The sequence below is a fragment of the Bradyrhizobium sp. CB3481 genome (assembly GCF_029714305.1).
GTDB lineage: Bacteria > Pseudomonadota > Alphaproteobacteria > Rhizobiales > Xanthobacteraceae > Bradyrhizobium.
On sequence record NZ_CP121647.1, the window covers coordinates 4,395,408 to 4,419,859 of the forward strand.

Below are 24,452 nucleotides of genomic sequence, written 5' to 3' on the forward strand. Positions count from 1 at the left end.
CACTCAGCTAACATCGCGAAATTACCGTCGTCTCGCGCCGATAGAGAACATTTCATCTTTCCCGCAGAAGGTGTGCGAGCGACACACCGTGCCCTGCCTTGCGATCGATGCCTGCCCTACACCGCCCGCCACAGCCATTCGGCAAGCTTGCCCATGACGTCGCCGACCAAGAGCAGCACGGCCGACCAGATCAGCGCCGAGACGAAGTTGGCGATCTGGAACGGCCAGTAGGACATCTCGAAAATGCCGGCAGCGAGCGGCACCGAGGCGCGCAGCGGCCCGAAGAAACGGCCGATGAAGATCGAGGGGACACCCCATTTCTTCACGAATTCCTCGCCGCGCGGCAGGATCTCGGGATAGCGCGACAGCGGCCACATCTCGGCGACGTGCTCCTTGTAGCGGTAGCCGAACCAATAGGAGACCCAGTCGCCGAGCGCAGCCCCAATGCCGCCGGCGAGCCACACCGGCCAGAAGCTGATGCCGCTGACGCCGATCAGCGCGCCGATCGCGACCAGCGCGCCCCAGGCCGGCACCAGCAGCGAGATGAAGGCCAGCGACTCGCCGAATGCCAGGACCAGGACGATCGGGGCGGCCCAAGCCTGATTGTCGCGCACGAAATCAGCCAGAGTGCGCGCAAAATCTTGCATGTCCGAAGTGCCTTCCCCGCCCTGTTGACGCCGTTGAATTTTTAGCTGATTCAAGGCTCACAACAGCTAAGCCAGCCACTTGCGTGACTTCAAGTCACAAAGGCTGGCACGGCCCGTGATCCCCTTCCAATACCATCGGCGGCCTCGGCGGCGGCAAAAACGCTGATGTCTTCGGGTCCTGGCCGGCCGCATTGCGGTCATCTGTTCAGCGCAGCGCAGGCCTGATAGAGGGCTCGCAACCCGGTGTCAAAGGCCGGAAAGGCGCTCTTGCCCATCGTCACCTTTTGAGGCCATCCGTGGCATAGTCAGAGCGACCGATTCGCTGGCGCGACCTCGCGCGCAACATCTAAAGAGCCATGTCCAAACCATTGAAATCAGCTGCAAAATCAAAGCCGGACCTGTTCGCGGAATCGAAGGGGCGGGCGGCGCCGAAGGCCGCCGCGCGGGCGAGTAGCGCCGAGGCCGGCTACACCGCGGCCGACATTGAGGTGCTGGAGGGATTGGAGCCGGTACGGCGCCGTCCCGGCATGTATATCGGCGGAACCGATGAAAAGGCGCTGCACCATCTGTTTGCCGAGGTCATCGACAACGCGATGGACGAGGCGCTGGCCGGGCATGCCTCCTTCATCGAGGTCGAGCTGACCGCCGACGGCTTTCTAACCGTTACCGACAACGGCCGCGGCATCCCGGTCGATCCGCATCCGAAATTTCCGAAGAAGTCGGCGCTCGAAGTCATCATGTGCACGCTGCACTCCGGCGGCAAGTTCGACTCCAAGGTCTATGAGACCTCAGGCGGCCTGCACGGCGTCGGCGTCTCCGTCGTCAACGCCCTCTCCTCGCGACTCGAGGTCGAGGTCGCGCGCAGCCAAAAGCTCTACCGGATGAGTTTTGAGCGCGGCCATCCCAAGGGCAAGCTGGAAGACCTCGGCAAGATCAATAACCGCCGCGGCACCCGCATCCGCTTCAAGCCGGATACCGACATCTTCGGCGCCAAGGCCGCCTTCAAGCCGCAGCGCCTGTTCAAGATGACGCGCTCGAAAGCCTATCTGTTCGGCGGCGTCGAGATCCGCTGGCGCTGCGATCCCGCGCTGCTCAAAGGCATCGAGGATGTGCCCGCCGAGGACAGCTTCCACTTCCCCGGCGGCCTGAAGGATTATCTCGCCGCCGCGATTCACGCCGACACGCTGGTGCATCCGGACATCTTCTCCGGCAAGTCCGGGCGCAACGGCGCCCATGGCGCCTGCGAATGGGCTATTGCGTGGACGGCGGATGCCGATGGCTTCCTCTCCTCCTATTGCAACACCGTGCCGACGCCCGACGGCGGGACGCATGAATCCGGCCTGCGCAGCGCCATGCTGCGCGGCCTGAAGGACCACGCCGAACGCATCGGCCAGGGCAAGCGCGCCGCGCCGGTCACGTCGGAAGACGTCATGGTCGGCGCCGCGGTGATGCTCTCGGTGTTCGTCCGCGAGCCTGAATTCCAGGGCCAGACCAAGGATCGTCTTGCGACCGCCGAAGCGCAGAAGATCGTCGAACAGGCAATCAAAGACCCGTTCGATCACTGGCTGTCGGGCAATCCGCTGCAGGCCAACAAGCTGCTCGACTTCGTCATCGAGCGCGCCGACGAGCGGCTGCGCCGCCGCGCCGAAAAGGAAATCTCCCGCAAGACCGCCGTGAAGAAGCTGCGCCTGCCCGGCAAGCTCTCCGACTGCACCAACAGCGCTCAGGAAGGCTCCGAACTCTTCATCGTCGAAGGCGACTCGGCCGGCGGCAGCGCCAAGCAGGCGCGCGACCGCAAGACCCAGGCCGTGCTGCCACTACGCGGAAAAATCCTCAACGTCGCCTCCGCCGGCAAGGACAAGCTGACGCAGAACGCGCAGCTCTCAGACCTCATGCTGGCGATCGGCTGTGGCACCGGCGCGCATTATCGCGAAGAGGATCTGCGCTATTCGCGCATCATCATCATGACGGACGCCGACGTCGACGGCGCGCACATCGCCTCACTGCTGATCACGTTCTTCTATCGCCAGACGCCGCGGCTGATCGATGAAGGCCATCTCTATCTGGCGGTGCCGCCGCTCTACAAGCTGACCCATGGCAGCAAGTCGGTCTATGCCCGCAACGATGCACACAAGGACGCGCTCTTGAAGAGCGAGTTCAACGCCAACGCCAAGGTCGAGGTGAATCGCTTCAAAGGTCTTGGCGAGATGATGCCGGCCCAGCTCAAGGAAACCACCATGGACCCGGCCAAGCGCACCATGCTGAAGGTGGTGCTATTGGCCGACGACCGCGAAGGCACGGCCGATTCTGTCGAGCGGCTGATGGGAACCAAGGCGGAGGCCAGATTCGCCTTCATCTCCGACAAGGCGGAATTCGCCAGCGACGAGCTGCTGGACGTTTGATTTTACCGCAACAGCCTTTTTTGGGGCGATTTCGGGCTTTTTTGGTCTGAAATCGCCTGAACTTGCCCGCTTTCCGGGCAATTCTCCGACTTTCGTTTTCCGGTAGCTGTGCTTCCCCCGCAACAGCATTTTCCCCGGAACTGCGTATAGTCGCCTTACTGGATTTTGGGAATCGGCGCTCGCGCACCCCGTTAGAGGGGTCTAACTGGGGCACTTAGGTGAGGAATTTGAAAATGAAAAAGGTGCTGTTCGCTCTGACCGCGCTGGCGGCGTTCACCGGATCGGCCTCGGCCGCAGATCTTGGCGCACGTCCCTACACCAAGGCTCCGGTCGCGGTCGCGCCGACCTATAATTGGACCGGGTTTTACATCTTCGGCGGCGGCGGCGGCGGTCTCTGGAACGCTGACAGCAACGTGAACACCTTCCCCGGTGGCGTAGCTATCACCCGCGATCAGCGGCTTGGCGGCAGTGGCTGGTTCGGAACGGTCGGTGCCGGCTATGATTGGCAGTTCGGCGGTCGGTGGGTGGCCGGCATTTTCGGTGACGCACAGTTCGGCGACATTCGCGGCTCCCTCAGTGATCCATTTTTCGGGACCGAAGGCCGTATGAAGCTTGAGACGAGCTATGCCGGCGGTGTGCGACTGGGCTATCTGGTGGCTCCCAATGTGTTGTCTTACGTTAATGGTGGCTACTCGGGCTCCCATTGGTCGGGTACTACCCAATCCACTATCTTTGGCGGTGGCGCTGGTATCTACACCACGCCCTCCTTCGATCGGAATGGATGGTTTATTGGCGGCGGCGTCGAGAACAATCTGGACATTTTTGGCATCACAGCTCCCGGCTGGTTCATGAAGACAGAGTACCGTTCTGCCTTCTATGATCGGACTACCCTGCCCGGGACGTTCACGCCTGCCAACGGTGGCGGTCTGACCGGCACTGCTGTGACATTCAAGCCTTGGACGCAGACCATCAGCACCTCGCTGGTCTACCGCTTCAACTGGGGTGGTCCTCCGGTGGCCGCCCGGTACTGATCTCTTCGAAATCGGAAATCAAAGCCCCGGCATCGTCCGGGGCTTTTTTTGTTGCTTGGCGTCGACGGCTCCTGATGGCGCCCCTCAGCCTCCTGCCACCGCCTCCTTTGGCGACTAGTACGCACGGCGCAGCCGGCACTCGATCTCGGACCAGTCCTGATCCGTCATCGCCTGCCCGCACGCGTCGCGGTAGGCCATCGCCTCGGCGCGGCCGATTCCCGAGATCAGGAGTGACGGCTCGTCCGGCCGCTTGCCATAGGTGATCGCGGCGCCGCGGGCGACCCTCACACCGTACCGCTCCGGGTCGAAGGCTTCACGCCGCGCCTGCCACCAGTCGAGCTCAAGGCGCACCGCCTCTTCGACATCGAAGCCACCGGGAGTGGCGGCAGCCAGCAGGCGGTAATAAGTCACAAGCGGCGGCAGCGCTGCGTCGGCCGCCTCGCTCGACCGGGTCGGCTGAAACGCCTTTGCGGCCCGTGCCGCCGCCTAGGCGATTCGCAGGCTGTCGAGCGGTGAGAAGCCGAACTGCGTCCGCGACACATCGCGGTCTCCAACCGTGCGATCGCGGCCGGCGCGAAGCCTCGCAGATCCGCCGCCCGCGGCCACGACGCATAGGCGAGCATGACGACCAGGACGAGCGCGACGGCAAATCCGAGCCTGAGACCGACCGTTCGGCGGTTCATGATGTCCCCTTTGAGGATGCAACGCAGCGGAATTTCCGGCCTTGCGAAGCCGGCCGGCTTTCTATTCGATCGGAAGCTACGGCCGCCGTCGGCAACGGTTTCCCGCGGTGGTCCGAAGACGACGTTCCTGTGAGGGCGGCAACAAGGGAGGAAGCCATGGCCAGATCGCTTTCGATCATCGGCTTTCTGGCGCTTGCGATCGGTCTGTTGTGGATCGGTCAGGGCACCGGCGCGATCGCCTGGCCACGTTCGAGCTTCATGATCAACCAGCTGCAATGGGCGGGATATGGCGCGGTGCTCGGCGCCGTCGGCCTGATCCTGATCTGGCAAGGCAACCGCTAGGTTTGTAGTAAACCATCAGACCCTCATGGTGAGGAGGTGCTTTAGCGCCGTCTCGAACCACGAGGCCCCACTGGTGCCACTCGTCCTTCGAGACGCGCGAAGACGCGCTCCTCAGGATGAGGTCTGACACTTCAAGGAGGCAGGACAAATGACAGCAAGACCCTTCGATCTCAGCGGCAAGGTCGCGATCGTCACCGGCGGCAATGGTGGCATCGGGCTCGGCATGGCCCGCGGCCTCGCGCAGGCTGGCGCGGCGGTTGCAATCGTCGGGCGCAACGAAGCCAAGTCGGCCGCGGCCGTCGCCGAGCTCGTGCAGGCGGGCGCAAGGGCGATTGCGGTGGCCGCCGACGTCACCGACAAGGCGGCGGTCGCGGCCATGGCGAGCCAGGTTGCCGGCGAGCTCGGCCGGATCGACATCCTCGTCAACAATGCCGGCATCAACATCCGCAAGCCGCCGCATGCGCTCGACATCGCCGAATGGAACAGCGTGATCCAGACCAATCTCACCAGCGCCTTCCTGTGTTCGCAGGCGGTCTATCCTGCCATGAAGGCCGCGGGCGGCGGCAAGATCATCAATATCGGATCGATGATGTCGATCTTCGGCGCCAGCTTCACGCCGGCCTATGCGGCCAGCAAGGGCGGCATCGTGCAGTTTACGCGTTCCTGCGCCTGCGCCTGGGCAGCCGATAACATCCAGGCCAACGCCGTGCTGCCGGGCTGGATCGATACCGACCTCACCAAGCGCGCGCGTCAGGAGATCGGCGGCCTGCATGAGCGCGTGCTGGCCCGCACGCCCGCGGCGCGCTGGGGCGCCATCGACGATTTTGCCGGCATCGCCGTATTCCTCGCCTCGTCAGCCTCGGACTTCCTCACGGGTACGGCGATTCCCGTCGACGGCGGCTATTCGATCATGGGCTGAGACGGCCGACACGCCATAGCGCCTTGTCGAATGCGCAAAGAAAAAGCCCCGGCCTTCGCCGGGGCTGTTCCCTCAGGAGATTCCAGAACGATCAGTACTTCGCGACGACCGGAGCACCGAACTTGTAGCTCAGGCGGACGACGGCCCACTGAATGTCGCGCGGCTTCACGTCGAAGGCATAGGTGGCAGCGGGACCAGCAGTGCCACGGAGCTGATAGCTCTTGGTCTCGAAAGCCGCGTAATTGTACTCGAGGCCGACGATCCAGTTCGCGGTAATGCCGTATTCCCAGCCGGCGCCCACGACCCAGCCGTTGTGCCACTGCGTGTCCGAACCGTTGCCTACGAAGGCCGGGACAGTATCGGAGACCGACAGGCGGTTATTCACGCCAGCCCAACCGCCGCGGACGTAGAACAAGTTGTTCTGCACGGCGATACCAGCGCGGCCGACAACGGTCGCGAGCCAGTCGGAACGCCAGCTGAATACGTCGTCCCGGCCAGCACCAAACACCGTGTTGAGCACGGTGCCGCTGTTATCCATACCGGAGATCGTGCCTTCAAGACCGAAGACGAACTGGCCAGCCTGCCAATTGTAGCCAAGGTGGCCACCGCCGAACACGCCGGTTCCACGTTGACGGAAGCCTTGACCGGGGCTGAGATCGCCAAAACCGGTGCCGACATTCGCGGTGTTCACCCATTCCTGGTTGGTCCAGGAGCCACCGACGTGACCGCCGATGTAGAAGCCACCCCAGTTGTAAACCGCTGCAACGACCGGCGGAGCCTTCGTGTAAGGACGAGCCGCCAGATCCGCAGCCGATGCGCCAAACGTGCTGGCGATCAAGGCAACGGCTGCGAATGCCAGTTTCTTCATATTACTTAAGCCCCTCTATCCGACAGAATTAGACACCTAATTCCCAAATTGATGCCCAATCTTACGGGGATTCTCGCCTGCTGGCTGTCACCCGCTTGCTACATTTGCGAGCAATCCATGACGTCCGCCGCCTCACATTTGTATGATATTACCGCATGCCCACAACTGGCGGTCACATAGCACCGCCACATCTGTGGGGAGTAACTTGCGTGCCTCTGCAGAGTGGCTCATGCATCTCACCTTTTTGGCCTCGCGATGTTCAAAGTCTGACGCTGTGGCATGCAGGTGACAGCTATCCGGCGACTCTTTGGTTATGTTGCAAGAACATCGATTGCTCGCTTGGCTTGTATCTATTGGGGAAAATCATGAAAAAAATCGCTCTCTCCGCAGCCGCTTTAGTCATCGGCACTGCTAGTGCCTCGGCCGCGGATTTGGCAGCCCGGCCGTACACCAAGGCCCCCGCGCCCATCGCTGCGGTCTACAACTGGACTGGCTTCTACATCGGTGCACAGGTCGGTTACGCCTGGGGTGACAACAGCACCCGTGAGTTCGTCACTGCAACGGGCCTGCCCACTGGCTTCATTCGCGACTTCAACGCTGATGGTTTCGTCGGCGGTGGTCACATTGGCTACAACTGGCAGGTCGGTCAGTTCGTTTTCGGTCTTGAAGGCGACGTTGAAGGCGCCGACATCAAGGGCGGTTATCGCTTGGCAAACCTCAACGGCACGGACTTTCGGATCGATGCTCAGGCCTCTATCCGCGGTCGCCTCGGCGTAGCCTTCAACAATTCGCTGCTCTACGTGACCGGCGGTGCGGCCTGGGCGGATATGGACCACACCTACGTGTTCGCGAACACTCTGTTTGAGACCGTCTCCACCACCCGCACGGGCTGGACCGTCGGCGCAGGCTGGGAATACGGCTTCACGCCGAACTGGTCGGCCCGTCTTGAGTATCGATATACCGATTTCGGCACCTTCCGGAACAACTCTACCTTCTCGTTCCCCGGCTTCACGTACGAACATGATCCGGTATTTCACACGGTGCGTGGCGGTATCAGCTATCGCTTCGGCGGTCCGGTGGTCGCCAGGTACTGATCCTGGCCAACCTGACAAACCTCAGCAGCTTAAAGCCCCGGCATCGTCCGGGGCTTTTTGTTGGGTTTTGCTTGCAAGCAGAAGCCCCTGCACTCGCATCGTCGCGTTACGGTTGGATCGGCGACTGCACATGTTCAGGCCGCACGCCCACCCCCACAAATCGCGCGGTGATTCCCTGTAACCACGGAATAGCGGTGACCAGCCGCATGACCAGCGGCGGCCTCAGCGGCTGATTGCCGGGCCGGAGCGCGGCGCTGACGATGGTATCTTGCGCGATCACTTGCATGCGCTGCGTCATCTTCACTGGGAATTCGCGGCGCCGGCGGACGGCGTCGAGCTCGTCTTCCGATGGACACCCATGCTCAAGCTTCGCCGCCAAGAGGTTCGCGGTCGCCACCGCATCCTGCACCGCAAGGTTGACGCCGACGCCGCCCATTGGCGACATCGCGTGCGCGGCGTCGCCGATGCACAGCAGCCCCGGGAGTGTCCAGCGCTTCAGCCGGTTGATTGCAACCGTCAGCAGCTTCACGTCGTCCCAGCTCTTCACCTCTGACAATCCAGGTTTGAGGATCGGCGCCATCCGCCCAACGTCTTCGAGCAGCGCCGGCAAGCCTCTCGCCTTCACGGCCTCGTACTCTCCCTTGGGAATGACGAAGGCACATTGCCAGTAGTCGCCGCGGTCGAAGGTCACCATCATCTTGCCGGGGTCGACGCGGGCAAACAGGCTTTCGTTGTCGCCCGCCCGCTTGCCGGCGCGAAACCACAGCACGTCCATCGGTGCGCCGATTTCCTCGATCGCGAGGCCCGCGCGCTCGCGCACCAGTGAATGTCGGCCGTCGCAGGCAATTGTCAGATCCGCCTCGATGTCGATCACGCCATCGGGTGTCCTCGCCTTGACGCCGGTGACGCGCTCGCCGTCACGCAGGAGATCGATTGCCTCCGTCGACATCATCACTTTCAGCGAGATGAACCGCTTGCCCGCCTCGCGCAGGAAATTGAGAAAATCCCACTGCGGCATGAAGGCAATGAAGGGATACTTCACGCTGAGCCGGCTGAGATCGGCGATCCTTACCGTTTCGTCGCCGAACTTTCCCTCCATACGCTGCAGTCGCTGATGCGGCAGTTTCAGGACTCCGTCGATCAGCCCGAGCTCATCCATCACCTGCAGCGTGGAGGGATGCACGGTGTCACCGCGAAAATCGCGAAAGAAATCGGCATGCTTTTCCAGCACCACGACATCGATGCCGGCGCGTCCCAAGAGATATCCGAGCATCATGCCGGCCGGCCCGCCGCCGACGATGCAACAGCGCACTTTCATCGCAGACTCCTCAAAGATGATCGACGATCCGACAACGTTCACCCCGTGAGATCGCCGACGAACCGCCTGACGCGATCAAGCACTGCCCGCTGGTCGCCGGCGAAGGCAAAGTGATCGTCGCCGTCGAGCTCGATGAATCGCGCCCGCGGGATGTGGTCGGCGAGATGCCTGCCGGCGCCGATGCGAACGGCGCGGTCGCCGCGGCGGTGGAGCACGAGCGTCGGAACGGTAATCCGCCCCAACAGATGCCGCACATCCGTATCGCGCAGCGCCTCCAGCACGCCTTTGATCGCGCCCGGGCTCGAGGCCGCACGAAGCAGGCCGGCCCACCAGGCTCTCGCTTTGGCATCGCCGGCAAGGCTCGGCGCGAAGGTCTCGATACCGGCCGGCCCTCCCCAGGCCGAGACGAGTTGCTGCAGCCACGCCGCATACTGATCGGCGCTCAACGCGTGGGGATAGTCGGGTGCAGCGCTTCCCTTCGCGAGCGAGGCGAACAGGATCAGCCCGGCGACGCGCGCAGGATAATCCGCCGCGAACCGGATGCAGGCCGGTCCGCCTTCGGATGCACCGAACAGCACGACCCGGCGTGAGCCTGAAGCATCAAGCACGGTGCGGATGTCCTGGGCCGTTGCCTCCACGCTCGGGCTGAACCCGACCCGATCGGACAGGCCGACGCCGCGGCGATCGAACAGGACGAGCCGACCCATCTCCGCGAGCGAGGCCAGGAAGGCCCGGCTCCTTTGGTCCTCCCAGACCCGTTCGACATGGGATACGAAGCCGGGCAGCATCAGAACGTCGGTACGCCCATTGCCATAGGTCTGGAACGCGAGATGCACGCCGCCGCTGACATATCGCGTCGGCGGAGGCGCTGCCGCGGTGACAGCCTCAAGCAGCGCACTGGTCTCGACTTCGGGCGCCACGTCGAGCTCGTCGCGTAAACGCTGCGTCAGCGCCTTGAGCTGGCGCTCGGCCCCGGCCCGATCGCCGCCCAAGATGAGATTGCGAATGAGGTGGCGGGCATAGATTTCGCTGAGCGGATCGAGCGCCACCAGACGGCCGGCATGCGCGGCGGCGGAGACGTAGTCGCCCACCGCGTGCTTCTCCTGCGCCACCCGCTCGAGCGCCTGGATCGCGCGGCCGCGCAAAGCCTCCTTGCGAAAGAATACCCACTCGTCGAATTGCGGACAGTCGCCGGGCGAGAAGCCATCGAGGAAATCGGCCTGATAGAGCGTGCAGGCGCGATCGAACTCGCCGCGATCGCAGGCTTCTTCAAACTGGCGTGAATCGATCTCCAGATCGATCGCCGCCGACAACCGGACCGTGGATCGGTCTGTTACCAGGACATCACCGAGGGCCTGTTGAAGCCGGTGCAGCAGCCGGCGCAGCCGTGCCCTGACCACGTCAGCCGGGCTTTCCGGCCACAGCATGGTCGCCATGGCATCGCGGCCGACCGGCCCGTTGGCTTCAGCCAGATAGACCAGCATCGCAAGGCCCTTGCGCAGGGCCAACGGGCACGGGCGGTCATCACACCGAACCTCCGGAAACCCGAGCGTCCGGACGCTGAACGAAGCCATGGCGATGCAATCATCAGTAATGGCGTCCGGAACACCCAAGGGGTCCGGGGACGCTGAAGGGACGCTGTGATGATAGCGCGGTGGCATCGCACCGTCACCTTATGGAGAAACCTCATGATCGGACGCACCGCCGCCCTGCTCTATGGCCTGGTGAGCTATCTCATCTTCTCTGCTTCATTTGCCTACACGCCGGCCTTTGTCGGGAATTTTCTGGTTCCCAAGACGATCGACGCCGGACCGGACAGCGGACGCGCGCAGGCCGTCCTGATCGACGCCATCCTGCTCGGCCTGTTCGCGATCCAGCACAGCGTCATGGCCCGTCCAGCGTTCAAGCGTTGGTGGACGCGCATCATCCCGACGTCCTGCGAGCGCAGCACCTACGTGTTGATCTCGAGCCTTCTGCTGATCCTGATCTTCTGGCAGTGGCGTCCGATCGCCCCGACCATCTGGCACGTCGAGGGCTGGCCGGCCGCCATGCTCACGGCGGTGTTCTGGATGGGCTGGCTGATCGCACTGGCGTCGACATTCCAGATCGACCATTTCGAACTGTTCGGGTTACGCCAGGTCGTCGATGCCCTGCGCGGCGCAACCGATCGTGTGCAGGCGTTCAAGACGCCGCTGCTATATCGCCTGGTGCGCCATCCGCTGATGCTGGGCCTCTTGCTCGCCTTCTGGGCAACACCGCACATGACGGCCGGGCATCTGCTGTTTGCTATCATGAATACCGTCTACATCCTTGTCGGCGTGACGCTCGAGGAACGCGACCTCGTTGCGGCGTTCGGCGCGAGCTACGAGCATTATCGCCGACGCGTTCCGATGCTGATGCCGCGTTTATTCGGCGGCGGCGGTTCCACCGCTTCAGAAGCACGCCGCGGAGGCTGAGATGCGCGCCATTCTGTGCAAGGCCTTCAAAGGCACCGAGGCGCTTGAATTCACCGAGGTCGCCGAACCACACCCGGCGGCAAACGAGGTTCTCGTCGACGTCCATGCCGCATCCGTCAGCTACATGGACTATCTGATGAGCTCTGGCGGCTATCAGATGCGACCCGCCCTTCCCTATGTGCCGGGAACGGACGCCGCCGGTATCGTGCTGGCCTGTGGCGACCGCGTCACGCGCTTCCGACCCGGCGATCGGGTCAGTTGCGGAAACTGGTTCGGTGCATTTGCGGAGCGCATGGTCGCCAAGGAGAGCAGCGTTGCATTGCTGCCGGCCAATGTCGATTTCACCGTGGGATCAACTGTGATGAACGCCTATCTCACGGCCTGGTACGCGTTGATCGAGCGGGCGCGGCTGCAGGCCGGTGAGACGGTGCTGGTGACGGGGGCCGCCGGCAGGGTTGGCCTCGCCTGCGTCGAGATCGCGCATCTGATCGGCGCGCGGGTCATTGCCGTCGTGGGAAGTGGTGCGAAGGCAGCGATGGTCCGCACGCACGGCGCCGCCGAGGCCATCGACCATTCGTGCGAAGACCTGCGCGAACGGGTGAAGGCGCTTGCCGGAGACAAAGGCCTCGACGTCTGCGTCGACAATGTCGGCGGCGCGCACTTCGCCATCCTTGCAAGACTGATGGGCTGGAACGGCCGGCTGCTCCCGATCGGCTTCACCAGCGGCGAGGTTCCGTCGCTCGCCATGAATCTGCCTTTGCTCAAGAACTATTCGGTCGTCGGCGTCTTCGTCGGCGCCTGGATGGAGCGCTATCCGGACGAGGCGGCCCGCGCAGCGGAAGCCGTCATGGCATGGGTCGGCGAAAGCAAGCTCCACCCTCGGGTTGACCGCGTGCTTCCACTGCAGCGTGCCGGCGAGGCGATGAGCCTGGTTGCGAACCGGACCGCGATGGGGCGAATTGTGCTGCAGGTGAGAAACGGCGTTTGATCGGACCGAGACGAGATACTACCGCCGAGCGAAGCTACCTAGTTCAGCTTTGCTAGGAACGCGTTGATAGCGTCAGCACCTAGCTTCGGCTGCTGGCACATCCACCAATGACCCGCCCCCTTCAAGATAGCGACCTCTGCGCCGGCGCGCTCGGCACTGCGGCGAGCGAGTGGCTCTCCGCCGCAATAATGATCTTCCGTCGCGATCACGGCCAGACCGGGCTTCGCGGCGGCGCGTGATAAACCGGCTCCGAAATCTCGCATCACCGGCTGCGCGGCCGATCTGTAAACCGCAAGGATCGCCCTGCCCACGTCCGGGTTCGTACCGGCAACCACTTTTCGGGCGATCGCCGCGGTCATGCCCAGGCTCTCAAAACGCTCGACCCGGGCCTCGGCCGGCGCGCTCGCCATCTGCGCGATCGCCTGCTCGCCGGCTTCTGGCGTCTGCCAGACCTGCGCCATATCGTGCCAAACATAATCAGCATCGAATGCGCCGAGAATATCCGACGACCAGGAACGTATGAGATCCGGATGATCCATCGCGATGCGCACGACATGTCCTCCGCCCCAATCGTGCCCGATGAGATCGACCGGTTGCGCCAGCTTCCTGAGCTCGCCCGCAAGCCAGTCGCGATAAGCATCGACAGAACAGTCGAAGCCGGGAGGGATCGCCGACCCAAATCCGGGTGGAGAGAGACGCACGATGTTCTGGTCGCGCAGATGCGGAACGAGATCGTCCCAGACCGCTTCGGTTTCAGGATTTCCGTGGACGAGAACAACAGCCATGGCGAGTTTCTCCCCGACAGAGTTCGTTGAATAACCTCTCAGTTGCACGCCTTACGGGCGCGCTTCTGGCCATTTTATATTTGAATTCTACCGCGGCCAATGGCCATACTCGATCATTGCTTTGCTGTTTTTACTTTCCTTTTTTCCCGGGGGTGTGCATGACCAATCTGGCGCCGGATATCGTGATCGTTGGTGGCGGGATTGCAGGCGGCACCATGGCAACGGTGCTTGCCAAACGCGGTTTGCAAGTTTGCGTGTTGGAGCGCGAAACCATCTATCCGGATCGCGTGCGAGGGGAATGGATTGCCCCTTGGGGAGTCGTCGAGTTCAAACGCTTGGAGCTACTCGAACTGCTGCACGACACTGGCGCCATTCCCGTAAAGCGAAACGTGCCCTACGACGAGAACTGGACGCCGGATGTCGCGGAAAAGCGCGCGCTTGATTTCAGCGCATTGCCACCGGATCTCCCGCTCCCTCTTTGCATCGGCCATCCGACCATGTGCCGCGCATTTGCAGCGTCAGCGAAGGCGGCCGGCGCGCAAGTATTGACGGGCATTAGCGACGTGAAGGTGACAGCGGGTGCACGACCCGCCGTATCCTGCTCATTAAATGGCGAGCGATTGCAGCTCAGGCCGCGCCTCGTCATAGGAGCCGATGGGCGCAACTCCGTTCTGAAAAAACAGCTCGGGTTTTCCGTGCAGGCCGACGAACCGCATAATCTTCTCGGCGGGATGCTCGTCGCAAACGTTCCTGAATGGCCTCGTGACGTACAGGCGATAGGAACGGAGGATAGATTTCATTATTTCGTTTTCCCGCAAGGGACGGACTTGGTTCGGCTTTATGCCTGCTTTGATTTCGAGGACCGGCAAAGATTCGCCGGCCCGGAAAGAGAAGCCCGGTTGTTGCAGGCCTTTCGCTTGAAGTGTTTGCCCTATGCAGAGGCAATACTGAAGGGAACGCCGGTTAGTCCCTTCCATGCCTATTCGAACGAAGATCATTGGATCGATGATCCGACGATGCCAGGCGCGGTGCTCATTGGCGACGCCGCCGGCCACAATGATCCGATCATGGGGCAAGGCTTGTCGATTGCTATCAGGGACGTACGCATCGTCTCCGATATTCTGCTTTCAACGAAAGACTGGGACCGCATCGACTTCGCGCCCTATGTCGACGAACGACGGGAGCGTATGCGCCGCCTCAGGATCGCTGCTGGTTTCGCAACCAGGATACGAGTCGAATTTGGCGAGGCTGCCAGGCAGCGGCGCGCAAGGGTCAGCAACAGAATGCTGGAACGCCAACTCTCTCCCTTGCCGGCGGCAATTATCGGCCCGGAACGGCTGCCAGCCGAAGCCTACACCCCTGAAACGATCAACCTGTTGATTGCGCCGTAGCACGGCGCTGCTCGTCTTCCGGTGTCGTCACCCACCTTGTGCGCATTGCGCACTGGGGCGGGTGACCAAGTATTCCAGAGACAGCAATGATTGAACCGATAAGACGCGGCGTACTGGATCCCCCGCATTCGCGGGGGATGACGACGTCGATGGCTGTGAGATCGTGCCGCTCCCTACCGCCGAAAACTCTTGATCTCCGAGACGCTGCCGTCGCGATAGGTCAGCTCCACCGAGACCGACCTGGTCTGTGGTGCGAGCTTCAGATAGGGGTTGGCGTCGTGCGGGATGACGCTGGGATCACGGGGATCACAGGGAGGCATTTTCAGAACCTTGTCGGGCACCGCAGAGTCGATGCCGACGCGCACTTCGCGGATCGCGCAGCGATACGACATCAGATGGGTGTAATAGACCAGCAGGCCGTTGAACTCGCGGAACGACAGCCAGCTCGTCGCGGTCATGTCGAGGATCTTGCGCTGGTCACGGATCAGCGCGGCTTCGGGATCGAAGCGGATCGGGAACGGCCCCTGCAGATCGCCATTAGCATCGACATAGCGCACCTGGATATTGCCGGCCGGCGCATCGGCCGGAAGCTCGATCGACGGGTTGGGCATCCGCTTGCGGGTGCGCGGATCGAGCGTGTCGATGAAACCGGTCTCGCGGAAGTCGCCGGCCTCGCCGAGCCGCCAGGAAATGCCGAGCGTCGGATCGGCAAACGAGAACACGACCGACCAGCCGCCATTGTGGCGCGAGAACGACGCGATCGGCGCATTGAGCGATTCCTTCTGCGGCTGCAGGCGCTGCACTGGCGACATTGCCGCGAGCTGCTGCGCCGGCTCGGCCGGCTTCGCCCCAACTTCAGGCTGGCCTTTCATCACGCCATTCAGGAACACGTCGTCGACCATCTGGTCGAAGTAAACCGGGATCTGCTTGTGGCGGACGGTCTCCGCGAGTTCGCTGACCGAGCGCCGCGTGCGCTGCGCGACCTGGACGAGGTTCGCGCCGGGCTGCGTCAGCTCCTTGGCGAAGGTGCGCGTGAACACCGAATTGGGATTGGTGTCGTCATTGGACAGCCGATCGAGCGCGGTCTGGCGCGGTCCCGCCGAGAAGATCGAGAACACACCTTCCGGCAGTTGCGTCATCGGCGCCAGGCCGCCGCCGCCGGCCACCGCACGCGTACCGGGGCGTTCGAACGGATTGTTGCGGCAGGCATCGAACACCAGGATCGCAGTGCGCACCTTGCGGTTCTGCAGCCGCTCGATGATGCGGTCGGCGAGAACAGAGGCGTCGCGCACCAGCTCCTCCTGCCCTTCGGTCGCCGCCGGCACGTCGGTCGGCAGCAGGAAATTCTGCCCGGCGATTTCGAAGCCATGCCCGGCATAGAAGAAGAACGCGGTGTCGCCGGCATCGACCGCCTTGTCGAAGGCCAGCAGCGTCTGGCTGAACGCCTGCCGGTTCTGGTTTTCCGCCACCATCACGGTGAAGCCGAGCTGCTTCAGCGTATCGCCCATGGTGCGGGCATCGTTGACCGCCTTCTGCAGCTTGGGCACGTTCCGGTAATCATTGTTACCGACTACGAGCGCCACGCGCTTTTCGGCGTAGGCGGGCGCGGCAAAGACGGCGATGCACGTGGCGAAGCTCGTCACCGCGAGCAGTCTGGAAAGCCAACCCTTCATCGAATTCCCCAAGTGCACCAATGGTCCTGTTCCGGGCCGTGCATAGCCGCTTATTGCCATAGTCGGCAGCGGAAAGCCGGCGGTTCAACGGCGTCGATTGATAGCAGGACTGCGGCGCCGTTTGGCCGCCAAACCGCGGTTTTTGCCGTTATTTGTGCGAAAACATTAAGCTTTTTGGGCTCCAATGCCCGTTCCAACATTGACTTTGGCGATTTCGACCCTATGTTCGCGCTCAACGCGGCCCTGGATCGAAGCGCGATTCCTCGTTAGCCGCTCGTCTGCGTAAGTCAGAGCCCCCAGCTTCTTAAAAGCGCGCCGTTTCGGGGCAAAACGCGACAGCCTTTTTACCCTCGATTCCGAACGGCGGTGTCGACCAGAGGCTCAATGTCTTTTTCCCATCTCGGCCTTTCAGATAAGGTCCTCGCGGCAGTCGCGGCCACCGGTTACACCACCCCCACCCCTATCCAGGAACAGGCCATTCCGCACGTTCTGGCCCGCCGCGACGTCCTCGGCATCGCCCAGACCGGCACCGGCAAGACCGCCGCCTTCGTCCTGCCCATGCTCACACTTCTGGAAAAGGGCCGCGCCCGGGCACGAATGCCGCGCACCCTGATCTTAGAGCCGACCCGCGAACTCGCCGCCCAGGTCAAAGAGAATTTTGATAAATACGGCGCCGGCCAGAAACTCAACGTCGCCCTCCTGATCGGCGGCGTTTCCTTCGGCGATCAGGACTCCAAACTGACCCGTGGTGTCGACGTCCTGATCGCAACCCCCGGCCGCCTGCTCGACCACACCGAGCGCGGCGGCCTCCTGCTCACCGGCGTCGAGCTGCTGGTGATCGACGAAGCCGACCGCATGCTCGACATGGGCTTCATCCCCGACATCGAGCGCATCTGCAAGCTGGTGCCCTTCACGCGGCAAACGCTGTTCTTCACCGCGACGATGCCGCCGGAAATCAGCCGCATCAGCGATACCTTCCTGCACAATCCCGAGCGGATCGAAGTTTCAAAGCCGGCGACCACGGCGACCGGCGTGTCGCAATTCAAGGTCACCGGCGGGCGCGAGCCGCACGAGAAGCGCGAACTGCTTCGCCGCCTCCTGCGCGATGCCAAGGACCTCAACAACGCGATCATCTTCTGCAACCGCAAGCGTGAAGTCGCGATCGTTTACAAATCGCTGCAGAAGCACGGCTTCAGCGTCGGCGCTCTGCACGGCGACATGGACCAGTCGGCGCGCACCGCGGCGCTCGATCAGTTCCGCAAGGGCGAAATTCCGCTCCTGGTGGCCTCCGACGTCGCCGCCCGCGGCCTCGACATTCCCGCCGTCAGCCACGTCTTCAATTTCGACGTACCGCATCACGCCGACGATTACGTGCACCGCATCGGCCGTACCGGCCGCGCCGGACGCGCCGGTACCGCGATCTCGATCGTCAGCCCGCTCGACAGCAAGTCGCTCGCTGCGATCGAACGGTTGATCGGGCAAGCCATTCCAACTGCTGAAGGCGATTACACGTTGAACTCGGGCTCGTCCGAGGAGACCGATCAGCCGCGCGAGCATCGCTCGCGCGAAGGCTCCCGCGGCGGGCGCAAGCCGCGGCGTGAACGCGAGCCGCGACACGCCAGAGGCACGGACGCGCGCAACGACAAGAGCGCCGAGCGTGAGCCGCGACAGGCCAAGCGTGCAGGCCGCAGCGGCAGACCGCAGCCGGAGGCCGCGACCTTCGCTCCACCCACCTCTGCACAGCCGTCGCGCGTACCCTCGATCGGCCGGCCCGAGCCGCGGCGCGCGCAGCGCGAGGTCGAATCGGAACCCGCCGATCACTCGCACCTTCCCGCGTTTCTGTTGCGGCCGGTGCGCGCCCGCGTCTGATCTTGCGTCAATGACCTGCGGCCGGAAGTGTTTACCGGCCGTTCATCCTCCTCCACTACCGTGGCGCCGATAATTTAGTCATTGCTGCACGGCAACGACCGGCGCTGCTCGGATATTGGGGACGGATCAGTGGTCAAGCTGCTGGACGAACACGAACGCACGATGGCGTTTGCCGAAGTTGCGTTGGGCCAGATCAGATCCCTCCGCCAGACCGCCATCCCGCGCAACTATGAAATCTGGTACGTCTACGCGACCGGATACAACGCTCCGCTCAACAAGATCATCAACGAGACGCTGGCACGCAACGGCAAGCTCAGCGAATCCGATCTCGAGCAGATATACGAAACCTATCTCTCGCATATCAAGGCTTCCGACCGGATCGACAAGGTCGGCGCGCGCGTGATCGGCGAAATCGACGACGTCATGGCGTTGATCACCGAGGCGCTGGGCATGTCGGAGAGCTACGACGCCAAACTTTCCGGCGCGAACGAAAAACTCAGGACCGCCAAGACCCGCGATCAGCTCAAGTCCGTTGTCGACGGCCTGATGAAATCGACGCGCGAAATGCAAGAGACCAACAAGGCGCTGGAGAATCGGCTGGCGCTGTCGAAGACCGAGATCAGCAACCTTCAGCATAGCCTCGAAGCGATTCGCGCCGAGAGTCTGACTGACCCGTTGACCGGGCTCGGCAACCGCAAATATTTCGATCGTTCGATCGAGATGGCGGTACGGACAGCGCTGGCGAATGGCGAACCGCTGTCGCTCATGATGTTCGACATCGACCATTTCAAGTCGTTCAACGATTCCTACGGTCACCTCACCGGCGACCAGGTGCTGCGGCTGGTTGCACAGTCGCTGAAGCAGACGATCAAGGGCCAGGACATCACCTCCCGCTATGGCGGCGAGGAATTCGCGGTCGTGCTGCCCAACACCGGCCTGCGCCAGGCGCTGACGGTCGCCGATCACATCCGCCGCGCGGTGATGGCGAAGGAGCTGAAGAAGAAATCGACCGGCGAGATTCTCGGCCGCGTCACCATTTCGGTCGGCGTCTCCCTGCTCAAGCCGGATGACGACACGGATTCCCTGATCGAACGCGCCGACGGCTGCCTCTACGCCGCCAAGCGCAATGGCCGCAACCGCGTGGTCTGCGAAGTCGATCCCGAATACGCCGACGAGACGCGCAGCCAGGTCGCCTGACGCCGGTTATTTGCGCTGCGCCTTTTTCGCCTTGGCCGTACGCTGCTTTGCCGCGGGCTTCCGGCGGGCGACAGGCTTCTTCGCTATCTTGCCAGACACCTTCGGCTTCGTCGCCTTGCGGGCTTTCGGCCGCTTGCGAACAGCCGCGCGTTGCGCGGCGGCGAGTGCCGCCCGCGCCCAACTGGCCAGTTCTTCGGAATCATCGAACAGCCGCGCCGGCAATTGCCAGTACGAGTTCACGGTGACGGTCTTGGTCCGCGTCTGATATTGAAACGGCTTCGAGCCTTCCGCTTCGAATTGCGGGATGGTCGCCTCGTCGGCACGGAAATAAAGGCCGGCACGCAGCGACAGCGCGAAATTGGTGCCATCGGCCGAGATGCCGTAACCGGAAAACATCCGCCGGATGGTGACTGGACCGAAATCGGCGAACAGGTCGATGAGGAATTCGCGATCCATGGCTTACGGCTCGTGCCCCGGACGCGGCGCAGCGCGAAGCGGTGCGCCGCAGAGCCGGGGCCCATCACTGGGCAGACAGTAATCGTGGGTCCCGGCGCTGCGCAGCAGCGTAAGCACGCTGCAGCGCGTCCGGGACACGAGACCTACACCTTCGCCGGCGTCAGCTGCACCGATTCGCCGCAGCCGCAGGCGGAAACCTGGTTCGGGTTGTTGAAGATGAACTGGGCCTGCAGCTTGTCGGCCTTGTAGTCCATCTCGGTGCCGAGCAGGAACAGCACGGCCTTGGGGTCGACCAGGATCTTGACGCCCTTGTCCTCGACCACTTCGTCGGTCGGGCGGATCTCATGGGCGTATTCGACCGTGTAGGACTGCCCGGCGCAGCCGCCATTCTTGATGCCGACGCGCAGGCCGACGATCTCGGAATCGGCGCGTTTGGTCAGTTCTGTGATCCGCGCAGCGGCCGCGTCGGTCAGTTTCATGACCTGCGGGCGCGGCCGCGGCTTGGGCTTGGCAGTCGTGGGTGAAGCGGGTGTCATGTCAGTCATGTCGTCATTCCCAGCGGCAATTCAATGCCTGTCATCTTTCCCGTAACGCCGCAAAACCCTCACGCAACGCAGATTCACCACATGTTGAGGACGAGGCGGGCCTCGTCGGACATCCGATCCGGCGTCCAGGCCGGATCCCACACCAGATTGACGTTGACGACGCCGACGCCGGGAACGCTGGCGATCGCGTTCTCCACCATGGTCGGCAACTCGCCGGCCGCCGGGCAGTTCGGCGTGGTCAGCGTCATCGTCACGTCGACGCTGCGGTCGTCCTTGAGGTCGACCTTGTAGATCAGGCCGAGCTCGTAAATGTCGGCCGGGATTTCCGGGTCGAACACCGTCTTCAGCGCCGCGACGATTTCCGTGCCGAGACGCTCGGTCTCCTCCGGCGGCAGCGCCGAATTGGTTTCCATATTGGCTGACTTGATTTCGGCCGTATCACTCATGCGAACAAATCCCGCGCCTTGATCAGCGCCTGTGCCAGATGGTCGACTTCTTCCCGCGTATTATACATGCCGAACGAGGCCCTGCAGGTGGCTGTGACGTTGAACCGCTCTAAAAGCGGCATCACGCAATGGGTGCCGGCGCGCACCGCGATGCCCTGCCGGTCGATCACGGTCGCGACGTCGTGGGCGTGCGCGCCCTTCATCTCGAAGGAGATCACCGGACCCTTGCCGCGGGCGGTGCCGATCAGGCGCAGCGAATTGATTTCGCGCAGCCGCTCCTGGGCATAGGTCAGAAGATCGTGCTCGTGGGCGGCGATGCGCTCCTTGCCGATCGAGGTGACGTAGTCGATCGCAGCCCCCAGGCCGATCGCCTCGACGATCGGCGGCGTCCCGGCCTCGAACTTGTGCGGCGGGTCGCCATAGGTGACCCAGTCCTTTGCCACCTCGCGGATCATCTCGCCGCCGCCATTATAGGGTCGCATCGCGACCAGGTGTTCATGCTTGGCGTAGAGCGCGCCAATCCCGGTCGGGCCATAGACCTTGTGGCCGGTGAAGGCATAGAAATCGCAATCGAGGTCCTGCACGTCGACCGGCAAATGCACGGCGCCCTGCGCCCCGTCGACCAGCACCGGAATGCCACGGTCATGGGCGAGCTTCACGACTTCCTTGATCGGCACGAAGGTGCCAAGCGCGTTCGACATCTGGGTGATGGCGACGAGCTTGGTGCGCGGCGTCAGCAGCTTCTCGAATTCCTCGATCAGGAAATTGCCGTCATCGTCGACCGGCGCCCATTTGATCACGGCGCCGTGGCGCTCGCGCAAAAAGTGCCACGGCACGATGTTGGAGTGGTGCTCCATGATCGAGAGCACGATCTCGTCGCCCTGCTTGATGTTGGGCTCGCCCCAGGACGATGCCACCAGATTGATAGCCTCGGTGACATTGCGGGTGAAGATGATTTCTTCGCTGCGCCCTGCATTGATGAATTTCGCTACCTTGGCACGGGCGCCCTCGTAAGCCTCGGTGGCCGCATTGGCGAGGTAATGCAAGCCGCGATGCACGTTGGCGTATTCGCTTGTGTAGGCCTGCGTCATGCGGTCGAGCACGGCGGTCGGCTTCTGGGCGGAGGCGGCGTTGTCGAGATAGACCAGCGGCTTGCCATAGACCTTCATCGCCAGCGCGGGGAAATCCTCCCGCACGCGGGTCACGTCATAGGCACCATTTTTGACCGCCGGGTGCTGACTCATGAACGTGCCTCCAGCCAACGCCGCGTGGCTGCAATTGCGAGTTCTCGCAGATTGTCGCTCGCGATGGATTCAATCGCCTCGCCCACGAACGCCTGGATCAAGAGCGCCTGCGCCTCCTTCTCGGAGAGACCGCGGGCGCGCAGGTAGAACAGCAGGCTCTCGTCGAGGGCGCCGGTGGTCGCGCCATGGCCGCAAGTGACGTCGTCGGCGAAGATCTCGAGCTCCGGCTTGTTGTCGGCCTCGGCATCATCGGAGAGCAGCAGCGCGCGCGTCATCATCTTGGCATCGGTCTTCTGCGCGTCGGGACGCACGACGATGCGGCCCTGGAACACCGAATGGGCGCGGTCGTCGGCGACGGCGCGGAACACCTCGCGGCTGGCGCAATGCGGCACCGCGTGGTCCATGAACAGCGTGGTGTCGGCGTGCTGGCGGCCATTGAGCAGGTTGACGCCGTTGGTCTCGACCCGGGAGTGCTCCCCGGCGAACGCAATCGTCGCCTGGTAGCGGCTGACGGCGGCGCCCGAGGTCATGCCGAACGTATTGTAATGCGCGTGCGCACCCAGCGTGACGACGGCGGAGGAGACGTTGAAGGCCTCGCGGCTGTCCTCGACCAGTCTGACATGGTCGAGCCGCGAGTTATCGCCGACCGCGATAACCAGCGAGTCATGGGCCTGATAGGTCTTGGTACCCTCGGCCGCGATATAGCTTTCGACCAGCGTCGCGCCGGCGTCCTTGCCGAGACGGAGCAGCGAGCGCGTGAACATCGCCGCAGGCGCGGGCCCGCTGGCGACATGGATGATCTGCAGCGGCTGCTTCAGCACGAGGCCACCAGCGATCTCGATCACCACGCCATCGGTCATCATCGCGCTGTTGAGCGCCACCATCGGATTGGCGTTATCGGACGTAAGAAGCTGCGCCTGCAGCGCGGCATCGCCCGCCTCCAGCACGTCGCGCAGCGTACGGACAGTAAGGCCCTTCTCCAGGCCGCCGACATCGGAAAGCTTTGGCACGAACACGCCGTCCACCAGAACCAGCGGGCGCGCGCCCTTGATCGCCTGCAGCTTGATGGCCGCAGCGGCGCGCTTCAGCGCGGCAGCATCCGGCGCGGGCGCCAGCGGCAGCACCTCGCGCACAAGCGCGCGCAGGTCGGTATATTTCCAGTCTTCGATCCGCCGATGCGGAAGGCCGACGCGCTCGTAGGCCTCGAAGGCGGCGCGTCGTGCCTCCGGCACTTTTCCAGCACCGGGCAGCCGGTCGCGCGCGATCGCAAAGCTGTCGCTCAGCGCGCGTCCCGTCTCGTTCTTTGCCAAAACCAGGTTCATCACAAATCCGCTTTGCGTCAGGCCGCGTCGTCGAACTGGGTGTAGCCGGAAGCCTCGAGCTCCAGCGCCAGATCCTTGCCGCCGCTTTTGACCACCCTGCCCTTCGACATCACGTGGACGAAGTCGGGGATGATGTAGTTGAGCAGCCGCTGGTAGTGCGTGATGACCACCATGGCGCGCTCGGGCGAACGCAGCGCGTTGACGCCATCGGCCGCGATCCTGAGCGCGTCGATGTCGAGGCCGGAATCCATCTCATCCAGGATGCAGACGGCCGGCTCGAACAGCGCCATCTGCAAAATCTCGTTGCGCTTCTTCTCGCCGCCGGAGAAGCCGACATTGACGCCGCGCTTGAGCATGTCCTGCGGAATGTTGAGCGATTTTGCGACCTCGCGGACCTTCTTGAGAAACTCCGGCGAGGTAAGCTGGCTCTGGCCGCGCGCCTTGCGCTGCGCATTCAACGCCGTGTGCAGGAAATTCCAGGTGGTGACGCCGGGGATTTCGACCGGATACTGGAACGCCAGAAACACGCCCTTGGCAGCGCGCTCATCGGGATCCATTTCCAGCAGATCCTCACCTCTGAACAGGATCTGCCCGTCGGTGACCTCATAGCCCGGCTTGCCCGCGATGACGTGGCTCAGCGTAGACTTGCCGGAGCCGTTCGGGCCCATGATCGCATGCACCTCGCCCGGGTTCACCGTCAGCGTCAGCCCGTGGAGGATCTCACGCTCCTCGACACGGACCTTCAGATCTTTCACTTCAAGCAAAGCCATTTTGGT

23 protein-coding genes are annotated in these 24,452 nt (G+C 63.1%); 10 read left to right on the forward strand and 13 right to left on the reverse strand.

Annotated elements, in window-relative coordinates:
- Positions 1-116: 116 nt before the first annotated feature.
- Positions 117-647 (reverse strand): DedA family protein, encoded by a 531-nt coding sequence (locus QA643_RS21380; protein WP_283027880.1) that lies wholly within the window; start codon positions 645-647, stop codon positions 117-119.
- Positions 648-1,003: 356 nt separating this feature from the next.
- On the opposite strand from QA643_RS21380, the gene parE reads away from it, so the two are divergent.
- Entirely contained in the window at positions 1,004-3,049 is a 2,046-nt protein-coding gene (gene parE, locus QA643_RS21385) for a DNA topoisomerase IV subunit B (protein ID WP_283027881.1), read from the forward strand.
- Positions 3,050-3,282: 233 nt separating this feature from the next.
- Positions 3,283-4,080 (forward strand): porin family protein, encoded by a 798-nt coding sequence (locus QA643_RS21390; protein WP_283027882.1) that lies wholly within the window; start codon positions 3,283-3,285, stop codon positions 4,078-4,080.
- 114 nt (positions 4,081-4,194) lie between these two features.
- On the opposite strand, the gene QA643_RS21395 is transcribed toward QA643_RS21390, so the two are convergent.
- Positions 4,195-4,491, reverse strand: coding sequence for a hypothetical protein (locus tag QA643_RS21395; RefSeq protein WP_283027883.1), 297 nt, complete (start codon positions 4,489-4,491; stop codon positions 4,195-4,197).
- 428 nt (positions 4,492-4,919) lie between these two features.
- Between QA643_RS21395 and QA643_RS21400 the strand changes: the two genes are divergently transcribed.
- Both QA643_RS21400 and QA643_RS21405 read left to right on the forward strand, forming a co-directional pair.
- Complete coding sequence (locus tag QA643_RS21400) at positions 4,920-5,105, forward strand: hypothetical protein (RefSeq protein WP_283027884.1); 186 nt, start codon at positions 4,920-4,922, stop codon at positions 5,103-5,105.
- Between the two features lie 148 nt (positions 5,106-5,253).
- Positions 5,254-6,024: an SDR family oxidoreductase gene (locus tag QA643_RS21405; protein WP_283027885.1), complete on the forward strand. Its 771-nt coding sequence runs from the start codon at positions 5,254-5,256 to the stop codon at positions 6,022-6,024.
- Positions 6,025-6,115: 91 nt separating this feature from the next.
- On the opposite strand, the gene QA643_RS21410 is transcribed toward QA643_RS21405, so the two are convergent.
- Complete coding sequence (locus QA643_RS21410; protein WP_283027886.1) at positions 6,116-6,892, reverse strand: outer membrane beta-barrel protein; 777 nt, start codon at positions 6,890-6,892, stop codon at positions 6,116-6,118.
- A 365-nt stretch (positions 6,893-7,257) separates the two neighbouring features.
- Here QA643_RS21410 and QA643_RS21415 point away from each other — a divergent pair, with 365 nt between their 5' ends.
- Positions 7,258-7,986: an outer membrane protein gene (locus QA643_RS21415; protein ID WP_283027887.1), complete on the forward strand. Its 729-nt coding sequence runs from the start codon at positions 7,258-7,260 to the stop codon at positions 7,984-7,986.
- Positions 7,987-8,092: 106 nt separating this feature from the next.
- Here QA643_RS21415 and QA643_RS21420 read toward each other — a convergent pair whose 3' ends face one another.
- Complete coding sequence (locus QA643_RS21420; RefSeq protein ID WP_283027888.1) at positions 8,093-9,304, reverse strand: FAD-dependent oxidoreductase; 1,212 nt, start codon at positions 9,302-9,304, stop codon at positions 8,093-8,095.
- 38 nt (positions 9,305-9,342) lie between these two features.
- A complete protein-coding gene (locus QA643_RS21425; RefSeq protein ID WP_283027889.1) occupies positions 9,343-10,878 on the reverse strand; it encodes an alpha/beta hydrolase in 1,536 nt (511 codons plus the stop codon).
- Positions 10,879-10,992: 114 nt separating this feature from the next.
- On the opposite strand from QA643_RS21425, the gene mddA reads away from it, so the two are divergent.
- Positions 10,993-11,760: a methanethiol S-methyltransferase gene (mddA, locus tag QA643_RS21430; RefSeq protein WP_283027890.1), complete on the forward strand. Its 768-nt coding sequence runs from the start codon at positions 10,993-10,995 to the stop codon at positions 11,758-11,760.
- 1 nt (position 11,761) lies between these two features.
- Complete coding sequence (locus QA643_RS21435; RefSeq protein ID WP_283027891.1) at positions 11,762-12,748, forward strand: NADPH:quinone oxidoreductase family protein; 987 nt, start codon at positions 11,762-11,764, stop codon at positions 12,746-12,748.
- A gap of 38 nt (positions 12,749-12,786) precedes the next feature.
- On the opposite strand, the gene QA643_RS21440 is transcribed toward QA643_RS21435, so the two are convergent.
- The gene (locus QA643_RS21440; RefSeq protein ID WP_283027892.1) at positions 12,787-13,533 is read right to left on the reverse strand and encodes an alpha/beta hydrolase; all 747 of its coding nucleotides are present in this window, start codon (positions 13,531-13,533) and stop codon (positions 12,787-12,789) included.
- Positions 13,534-13,691: 158 nt separating this feature from the next.
- Between QA643_RS21440 and QA643_RS21445 the strand changes: the two genes are divergently transcribed.
- On the forward strand, positions 13,692-14,924 hold the full coding sequence (locus QA643_RS21445; protein ID WP_283027893.1) for an FAD-dependent oxidoreductase: 1,233 nt from the start codon (positions 13,692-13,694) through the stop codon (positions 14,922-14,924).
- A gap of 173 nt (positions 14,925-15,097) precedes the next feature.
- Here QA643_RS21445 and QA643_RS21450 read toward each other — a convergent pair whose 3' ends face one another.
- Positions 15,098-16,597 (reverse strand): caspase family protein, encoded by a 1,500-nt coding sequence (locus QA643_RS21450; protein ID WP_283027894.1) that lies wholly within the window; start codon positions 16,595-16,597, stop codon positions 15,098-15,100.
- A gap of 384 nt (positions 16,598-16,981) precedes the next feature.
- Between QA643_RS21450 and QA643_RS21455 the strand changes: the two genes are divergently transcribed.
- Together QA643_RS21455 and QA643_RS21460 are read left to right on the forward strand one after the other, a co-directional pair.
- Entirely contained in the window at positions 16,982-18,466 is a 1,485-nt protein-coding gene (locus QA643_RS21455) for a DEAD/DEAH box helicase (protein ID WP_283027895.1), read from the forward strand.
- Between the two features lie 129 nt (positions 18,467-18,595).
- Entirely contained in the window at positions 18,596-19,663 is a 1,068-nt protein-coding gene (locus tag QA643_RS21460; RefSeq protein WP_283027896.1) for a GGDEF domain-containing protein, read from the forward strand.
- A 6-nt stretch (positions 19,664-19,669) separates the two neighbouring features.
- Here QA643_RS21460 and QA643_RS21465 read toward each other — a convergent pair whose 3' ends face one another.
- From QA643_RS21465 to sufC, 6 genes are all read right to left on the reverse strand, one after another.
- Positions 19,670-20,119, reverse strand: coding sequence for a TfoX/Sxy family protein (locus tag QA643_RS21465; protein ID WP_283027897.1), 450 nt, complete (start codon positions 20,117-20,119; stop codon positions 19,670-19,672).
- Between the two features lie 143 nt (positions 20,120-20,262).
- Complete coding sequence (locus QA643_RS21470) at positions 20,263-20,664, reverse strand: iron-sulfur cluster assembly accessory protein (protein ID WP_283027898.1); 402 nt, start codon at positions 20,662-20,664, stop codon at positions 20,263-20,265.
- Between the two features lie 74 nt (positions 20,665-20,738).
- Positions 20,739-21,110 carry an SUF system Fe-S cluster assembly protein gene (locus tag QA643_RS21475; RefSeq protein ID WP_283027899.1) on the reverse strand — a complete coding sequence of 124 codons (372 nt, stop codon included), beginning with the start codon at positions 21,108-21,110 and terminating at the stop codon, positions 20,739-20,741.
- Entirely contained in the window at positions 21,107-22,354 is a 1,248-nt protein-coding gene (locus QA643_RS21480) for a cysteine desulfurase (RefSeq protein ID WP_283027900.1), read from the reverse strand. The genes QA643_RS21475 and QA643_RS21480 overlap by 4 nt, the downstream gene beginning before the upstream one ends.
- Positions 22,351-23,676, reverse strand: a complete 1,326-nt coding sequence (sufD, locus tag QA643_RS21485; protein WP_283027901.1) for a Fe-S cluster assembly protein SufD — start codon at positions 23,674-23,676, stop codon at positions 22,351-22,353. Before sufD ends, QA643_RS21480 begins: the two co-directional genes overlap by 4 nt.
- Before the next feature lie 17 nt (positions 23,677-23,693).
- A complete protein-coding gene (gene sufC / locus QA643_RS21490; protein WP_283027902.1) occupies positions 23,694-24,446 on the reverse strand; it encodes a Fe-S cluster assembly ATPase SufC in 753 nt (250 codons plus the stop codon).
- Positions 24,447-24,452: the final 6 nt, after the last annotated feature.